Genomic DNA, 6,780 nt, shown 5'->3' with positions numbered 1-6,780 from the left:
GGTGGCGCCTTCATAGCCTTGTTCACTGAACAGGCGACGGGCGGCGGCCAGCACCTTGGCCCGGGTTTGCTGCTTGGCGAGCGCGCGGCGAGTTGGCGCCTTCATCGGAGCGTTCTCAACGGCTTTAAGGGGAGATACGTGCTTCATGGGCTGACGGGTCAACCGTCCTTTCTCTCAGTTCTGCGGTCGCTTCGGGGGGGCCGGCCAGCCCTCTTGGCGAACGCGTTCAACGATCAGGTTACCTGGATAACATTGGCGGCGCGCGCCCTGGGGGCCTTGTGCCCGTCTCGGAAAACGGACATCTGGCATGCGCCGCCGAGTTATCTGGACCCGGACTTGGGCCGAATTGGGACGCCCTCAACCAACTCAGATCGTTGAACACGCTCAATCGACATATAACGGGGCCGATACCTCGCTTGACGGTGGTTCGCAAGTGCGCCGTGTCATAGAGTCGACTTATGGATGTCTTCAGCTATCTCATCCCCGCCGCCCTGACGGCGGTCGCCGTGGTCCTGGCGTTCGGAATCTACGCCCTGTTTCGCGGCGGTGACTTCGGCCGGTCCTACTCCAACAAGTTGATGCGATTGAGAGTTGTGATGCAGGCCATCGCCATCGCCGTGCTCATGGGCGCGGTCTGGTGGCGGGCGCGGCACTGAGCGGCGGGGTGATCGCGCCATGGTGACGCTGAACCGAATTTACACCCGCACAGGCGACGCCGGCTCCACTCGGCTGGCCACCGGCGCGCCGGTCAGCAAGGCCAGCGCGCGGGTCGAGGCCTATGGCGAGGTGGACGAGACCAACGCCTGCCTGGGCCTGGCGCGGCTGCACACCGCCGGCGCAGATGCGCTCGACGGGAGCCTGGCCCGCATCCAGAACGAGCTGTTCGATCTCGGCGCCGACCTGGCCACGCCGGCCAAGCGCGGCGAAGCCGACGGCCAGGTGCTGCGCGTGAGCGAGGCCCAGGTCGCCCGCCTGGAGAGCGAGATCGACGCGCTCAACGCGGCGCTGCCCGAGCTCAAGTCGTTCGTCCTGCCGGGCGGGACCGCGGCGGCGGCGGCGCTGCACCTGGCGCGCACGGTCTGCCGCCGGGCCGAGCGCGCGGCCGTCCGCCTGGCCGAGGCCGGCGAGGCGGTGAGCCCGGCCGCGCTCAAGTACCTGAATCGGCTGTCGGACCTGCTGTTCGTCGCCGCCCGCTTCGCCAACGATCGCGGGGCCGCCGAGGTGTTCTGGGACTCCGGCGCGACGCGCTAGGGCTGCGGCTTGCCGCCCGCAGCCTGCGGCGGCGGCGGCCTGGCGGGTTCCGGCGGCAGCCGTCCGAGCGCCCGCAGCGCCTCTTCCTTGGCCTTGGGATTGTCGATCACCCGCCCGGTGATGTCGGAGATCAGGATCGGCTGGGCGCAGACGCGCTGGGAGCCGTCCCACCACTTGTGCGCCGCCTCGCAGTTCTTGCGCGGCAGCACCCAGCCGAACTGCCAGACGGCGAGGACGACGTTCAAGACGAGGAAGATGCCGACGAAGATGACCTTCAGGCGCTCGATGGTCGGGTTCATGGGGGCGTTTTAGGAATTCGGGGGCGGGCTGGCTAGCCGGCCATCGCGCCCATTTTGCGGCGCCCGCGAACTTGGGCGGCTTGCAATGCGCGCGGGAACCGCTATTGCCCCCATCGACCGATTTTTCCGCAATGCAAATTCGAGGCGCCGGCTAGCGATGAAGGTGTTGGTCCCGGTCAAACGGGTGGTCGATTACAACGTCAAGGTCCGCGTCAAGCCAGACCAGACCGGGGTCGACCTCACCAATGTAAAGATGTCCATGAACCCGTTCTGCGAGATCGCCGTCGAGGAGGCGGTGCGGCTGAGGGAGAAGGGGGTCGCGACCGAGGTCGTGGCCGTCTCGATCGGCCCGCAGCAGGCGCAGGAAACGCTGCGCACGGCGCTGGCCATCGGCGCCGACCGGGCGATCCTCGTGCAGACGAACGACGACCTCGAGCCGCTCGCCGTCGCCAAGGTGCTGAAAGCGGTGGTCGGCGAGGAGAAGCCGGATCTGGTGGTCATGGGCAAGCAGGCGATCGACGGCGACAACAACGCCACCGGCCAGATGCTGGCGGCGCTGCTCGAATGGCCGCAGGCGACCTTCGCCTCCGCGATCGAGGTCTCCGGCGGCAAGGCCAAGGTGACGCGGGAAGTGGACGGCGGCCTGCAGACCCTGGAGCTCGATCTGCCGGCGGTGGTCACCGCCGACCTGCGCCTCAACGAGCCGCGCTACGCGAGCCTGCCCAACATCATGAAGGCCAAGAAGAAGCCGCTGGACGTGAAGGAACTCGCCTCGCTCGGCGTCGACGCCCAGCCGCGCCTGAAGGTGCTCAAGGTGACCGAGCCGCCGAAGCGCGGCGGAGGCGTGAAGGTGGAGACCGCCGCCGACCTGGTCATGAAGCTGAAGAACGAAGCGGGGGTGCTCTAGATGGCCGTTCTCGTCATCGCCGACCACGACAACGCCGCGCTGAAGGAAGACACCGCCAAGACGGTGACCGCCGCCCAGAAGCTGTCGAACGAGGTCGACGTGCTGGTGGCGGGCCAGGGCTGCAAGGCGGTGGCCGAGGCTGCGGCCAGGCTCGCCGGCGTGCGCAAGGTGCTGCTGGCCGAGAGCGCAGAGCTGGGGCAGGGCCTGGCGGAAGCCTTCGAGGCTCTCGTCGTTCCGCTGATGGCGAACTACGACGCGGTGCTGACGCCGGCGACCTCGCAGGGCAAGAACTTCTCGCCGCGCATCGCCGCCAAGCTGGACGTGGCGCAGATCTCCGACGTGATCGAGATCCTCGACAGCGGAACCTTCGTGCGGCCGATCTACGCGGGCAATGCGCTGGAGACGGTGCAATCGTCCGACGCGAAGAAGGTGCTCACCGTCCGACCGACCGCGTTCAAGCCGGCGGCCGAGGGCGGCTCCGCCCCGGTCGAGACGATCGCCGCGCCGGGCGCGCCCGCCAAGACCCACTTCGTCGACCAGAAGCTGGTGAAGTCGGCGCGGCCGGAGCTGGCCGCAGCCAAGATCGTGGTCTCCGGCGGCCGCGCCATGGGCTCGGCCGAGGAGTTCCAGCGGGTGATCGAACCCTTGGCCGACAAGCTGGGCGCGGCGGTCGGGGCGAGCCGCGCCGCGGTGGACGCCGGCTATGCGCCCAACGACTATCAGGTGGGCCAGACCGGCAAGGTGGTCGCGCCCGAGCTCTATATTGCGATCGGCATCTCGGGGGCCATCCAGCACCTGGCCGGCATGAAGGACTCCAAGACCATCGTGGCGATCAACAAGGACCCCGACGCGCCGATCTTCCAGGTGGCCGACTACGGCCTTGTGGCCGACTACAAGACCGCGATCCCGGAGCTGATGAGCGAGCTGGCCAAGGTCGGCAAGTAGCGCCCGTCGGCGGTTGGAGAAAATGAGGGGCGGCCCCGGCGAGGAGCCGCCCCCTTCCTTTCGCGGATCTGTTGGGCGGATCCGCCTCGGAACGCGCCCTCAGCGGGCGTGCGACGCCTGGAGCCCGGCGGGCGCGAGGTCGAGCGTGAGCTGGGCGCCGATCAGGCCGGTCGGCGGCTCGCCGACGTTCAGGCGCCGGAGCGCCTGCTCGACGGCGTAGTCGCTGTCGTGCGAGCCGGACGAACCGACCACATGCAGCCCGGTGATCAGGCCGTCGGCCGAGATCGTGCCGCGGACCTTGGTGTCGCCCGAGGGGGCCAGCCCGGCCGCGGTCAGCTTGGCGTCGGCCGCCGCCTGGGCGTGATCGATGAAGCTCTGCACCGCGCGGTCGAGGCCGAGTGCGGGTGTGGAGGCGGCCAGCAAGGCGGCCGCGCCCAGCATGAGAAGCTGCGCTTTCATGGCGAGAAGTCCTTGTTTTTGCTGCTCAAGACGTGCGGCGCCGCTGGTCCTCAGATAGCCGCTTGCGGCCAAGCCTGCGAACGATAGTTGCTGCGACAGGCTGTTAGCCGATCTCACAACTTCGTCCTTGCGCAGCCAAGCTGAGCACCTACCTAGACGCCGTGAGCCGCCTGCCGCCCTTCTTCGCCTTGCGCGCCCTGGAGGCCGCCGCCCGCCACCGCAGCTACAGCCGGGCGGCGGCTGAGCTCGCGGTCACCCACGGCGCGGTCAGCCAGCAGATCCGCAAGCTCCAGGCCGAACTCGGCGCGCGGCTGTTCGAGCGCAGCGGCAACGCGATGATCCCGCGACCCGAGGCCGAACAGCTGGCGCGGGAGGTCGGTCGCGCCCTCGGCATCATCCAGACGGCGGTCGAGGAGTTCGGCCGCGCCGCCGAGCACGACCCTCTGGTGGTCAGCATCGACCCGCAGTTCGCCGCCCGCTGGTTGGCGCCGCGGCTGCCGCGCCTGCTGGCCGACCCTGCGGGCGCCAACCTCAGCGTCCTGGTCGAGGAGCGCTTCGCCAACTTCGTGACCGACGGCGTCGACCTCGCCATCCGCTACGGCAACGGGGAATGGGAGGGGACCGAGGCCAGCCATCTGTTCACCGAGCGGCTGTTCGTGGTCTGCAGCCCGGGGTTCGCCGAGCGCCACCCGATCCGCGCCGCCGACGATCTACTCAGTGTGCCGCTGATCCACCACCGTCGCCGGCCCTGGTCGCTGTGGTTCGACGCCTTCCAGCTGCCCGCCCCGGAGATCTCAGGCCTGGTGTTCGAAGATTCCGTGCTGGTGCTGAGCGCGGCGGCGGCGGGGCTCGGCGTCGCGCTCGGCCGCAGCGGCCTGGTGGAGGCCGATCTGGAGGCCGGCCGGCTGATCCGGCCGCTCGAGGACGGCGTGGCCTCCGAGGTCAGCTTCTACGCGGTCTGGCGGCCGGGCAACCCGAAGCTGCCGCGCATCCTCAGGCTCCGCGACTGGTTCCAGGCGGAGACGGCGGCGGAGTCGGCGCGGGCCGCCTGAGGCCGCCCTTTCGCTGCGGCGCAGCAAAGGACTTGCGACGGGCCGGTGATCGGGTGTTAGAAAACCGACCCTGGCGGGCGGTGCGCAAAGCTTGCGCCGGCCCGCGCATCGAGGCTTCGCCGGATGGTTCAAATCAAGCGGGTCGGCGTGATCGGCGCCGGCCAGATGGGGACGGGGATCGCCCACGTCGCCGCGCTCGGCGGCTACGAGGTCCTGCTGCACGACGTTTCCCGCGAGCGCATCGACGCGGGTCTGGAGACGGTCAAGCGCAACCTCTCCCGCCAGGTGGTGCGCGGGATCATCGACCAGGCGGCTATGGACTTGGCGCTGGCGCACATCGAGCCGGCCGAGGAGCTGCAGCAGGTGGGCGGCGCCGACCTCGCCATCGAGGCCGCGACCGAGGACGAGGAGGTCAAGAAGACCATCTTCAAGGCGCTCGGGCCGCACCTCGGCGACAAGACGCTTCTGGCCTCCAACACCTCCTCGATCTCGATCACCCGCCTGGCCTCGGTCACCGACCGGCCCGAGAAGTTCATCGGCCTGCACTTCATGAATCCGGCGCCGGTGATGAAGCTGGTGGAGATCATCCGCGGCATCGCCACCGACGCCGACACCTACGACACCGCCGTGGGCTTCGCCCAGTCGCTCGGCAAGAGCACCGCCAACTCCGAGGATTTCCCCGCCTTCATCGTCAACCGCATCCTGGTGCCGATGATCAACGAGGCGATCTACACCCTCTACGAGGGCGTCGGCACGGTGGAGGCGATCGACACCGCCATGCGGCTGGGCGCCAACCATCCCATGGGCCCGCTGGAGCTCGGCGACTTCATCGGCCTCGACACGGTGCTCTCGATCATGAACGTGCTCTACGAGGGGCTGTCGGATTCCAAGTACCGGCCCTGTCCGCTGCTGGTGAAGTACGTCGAGGCCGGCTGGCTCGGCCGCAAGGCCGGCCGCGGCTTCTACGACTACCGCGGCGAGACGCCCGTGCCGACGCGCTGAGCTTTTGCCCTCCGTTAATGGGGAGGGTGGATCGCGCGAAGCGCGAGACGGGTGGGGCTGCAAGGTTCAGGCTCCGCGCTTTCTCGTGACATCCCCACCCTGCTCGCCTTCGGCGAGCTGTCCCTCCCCGTTAAGGGAGGGACCATCCTGCGGCCCTTAATCCATCGACTTCCACGGATTCGGCGGCGGATACTCGGCGGGTGATTCGGGATGGCGGGACCATGCGGCGGCTCACGCTTGCGCTACTCGTTGCGACCTATCTCTGCCTGTCGCTGATCGTCGCGCTGACGCTGTGGCGCTACGGCGGCGGCTGGGGCGCGGGCGTCGCGGCGCTGGTCGGCGGGCTCGGCCTCTGCTTCGCCTTCCACGGCCTGATCGAGCGCGCGCTGGAGACCGGCGCAATCCGCGGCGAGATCGCCGCGGTGCGCGAGGCCCACAGGATCCTGATCGACCAGGTGGAGCGGCTCGACCGACGGGTCACCGAGGTGGCCGAGACGACGGCCGGCGAGGCCATCCGCCGCTCCCAGGCGCTCGCCGACGAGGTCCACCTGCTGGAGGACCTGGTGGAGCGCATGGCCCAGCAGCTGGCGGAGCACGGATCGGCGCCGGCCTTCGGCCATCCGACGGGCGAGGCGCCCCGGCCCTCCGGCGCGCTGTTCGAGACCGTGCGCGCCGCGCTCACCGAAAACCGCGTCGATCTCTACCTGCAGCCCATCCTGGCGCTGCCGCAGCGCAGGACCGTGTTCTACGAGAGCTTCTCGCGGCTGCGCGACGAGAGCGGGCGGGTGCTGATGCCGGCCGAGTACCTGGCGGTCGCCGAGCCGGCGGGCCTGGTCACCGCCATCGACAACCTGCTGCTGTTCCG

Annotated in this window: 9 protein-coding genes and 1 pseudogene; 7 read left to right on the top strand and 3 right to left on the bottom strand. The window is 69.4% G+C overall.

Translation table 11 applies throughout. The features are described from left to right. Positions 1-147: pseudogene (locus VLI41_RS07130) on the bottom strand (TetR/AcrR family transcriptional regulator); the annotation flags it as partial. A 311-nt stretch (positions 148-458) separates the two neighbouring features. Here VLI41_RS07130 and VLI41_RS07125 point away from each other — a divergent pair. Together VLI41_RS07125 and VLI41_RS07120 are read left to right on the top strand one after the other, a co-directional pair. Further along, positions 459-656 carry a twin transmembrane helix small protein gene (locus VLI41_RS07125; RefSeq protein ID WP_325267376.1) on the top strand — a complete coding sequence of 66 codons (198 nt, stop codon included), beginning with the start codon at positions 459-461 and terminating at the stop codon, positions 654-656. A gap of 19 nt (positions 657-675) precedes the next feature. Further along, positions 676-1,251, top strand: coding sequence for a cob(I)yrinic acid a,c-diamide adenosyltransferase (locus tag VLI41_RS07120; RefSeq protein ID WP_325267375.1), 576 nt, complete (start codon positions 676-678; stop codon positions 1,249-1,251). Here the strand turns inward: VLI41_RS07120 and VLI41_RS07115 are convergent. Further along, positions 1,248-1,550 (bottom strand): hypothetical protein, encoded by a 303-nt coding sequence (locus VLI41_RS07115; protein WP_325267374.1) that lies wholly within the window; start codon positions 1,548-1,550, stop codon positions 1,248-1,250. The genes VLI41_RS07120 and VLI41_RS07115 overlap by 4 nt on opposite strands. Positions 1,551-1,707: 157 nt before the next feature. Between VLI41_RS07115 and VLI41_RS07110 the strand changes: the two genes are divergently transcribed. Continuing rightward, the gene (locus tag VLI41_RS07110; protein ID WP_325267373.1) at positions 1,708-2,457 is read left to right on the top strand and encodes an electron transfer flavoprotein subunit beta/FixA family protein; all 750 of its coding nucleotides are present in this window, start codon (positions 1,708-1,710) and stop codon (positions 2,455-2,457) included. Then, the gene (locus tag VLI41_RS07105) at positions 2,458-3,402 is read left to right on the top strand and encodes an electron transfer flavoprotein subunit alpha/FixB family protein (protein WP_325267372.1); all 945 of its coding nucleotides are present in this window, start codon (positions 2,458-2,460) and stop codon (positions 3,400-3,402) included. 99 nt (positions 3,403-3,501) lie between these two features. Here VLI41_RS07105 and VLI41_RS07100 read toward each other — a convergent pair whose 3' ends face one another. Continuing rightward, a complete protein-coding gene (locus VLI41_RS07100) occupies positions 3,502-3,861 on the bottom strand; it encodes a hypothetical protein (protein WP_325267371.1) in 360 nt (119 codons plus the stop codon). Between the two features lie 161 nt (positions 3,862-4,022). Between VLI41_RS07100 and VLI41_RS07095 the strand changes: the two genes are divergently transcribed. The 3 genes from VLI41_RS07095 to VLI41_RS07085 all read left to right on the top strand — a co-directional run. Continuing rightward, positions 4,023-4,913: a LysR substrate-binding domain-containing protein gene (locus tag VLI41_RS07095; RefSeq protein WP_325267370.1), complete on the top strand. Its 891-nt coding sequence runs from the start codon at positions 4,023-4,025 to the stop codon at positions 4,911-4,913. 123 nt (positions 4,914-5,036) lie between these two features. Beyond that, entirely contained in the window at positions 5,037-5,915 is an 879-nt protein-coding gene (locus VLI41_RS07090) for a 3-hydroxybutyryl-CoA dehydrogenase (protein WP_325267369.1), read from the top strand. A gap of 221 nt (positions 5,916-6,136) precedes the next feature. Continuing rightward, a partial coding sequence (locus VLI41_RS07085; RefSeq protein ID WP_325267368.1) for an EAL domain-containing protein occupies positions 6,137-6,780 on the top strand: 644 nt, incomplete at its 3' end.

This window comes from Phenylobacterium sp., from assembly GCF_035475775.1.
In the GTDB taxonomy this organism is placed as follows: domain Bacteria; phylum Pseudomonadota; class Alphaproteobacteria; order Caulobacterales; family Caulobacteraceae; genus Phenylobacterium.
This window is presented reverse-complemented; position numbering and strand designations above follow the sequence as displayed.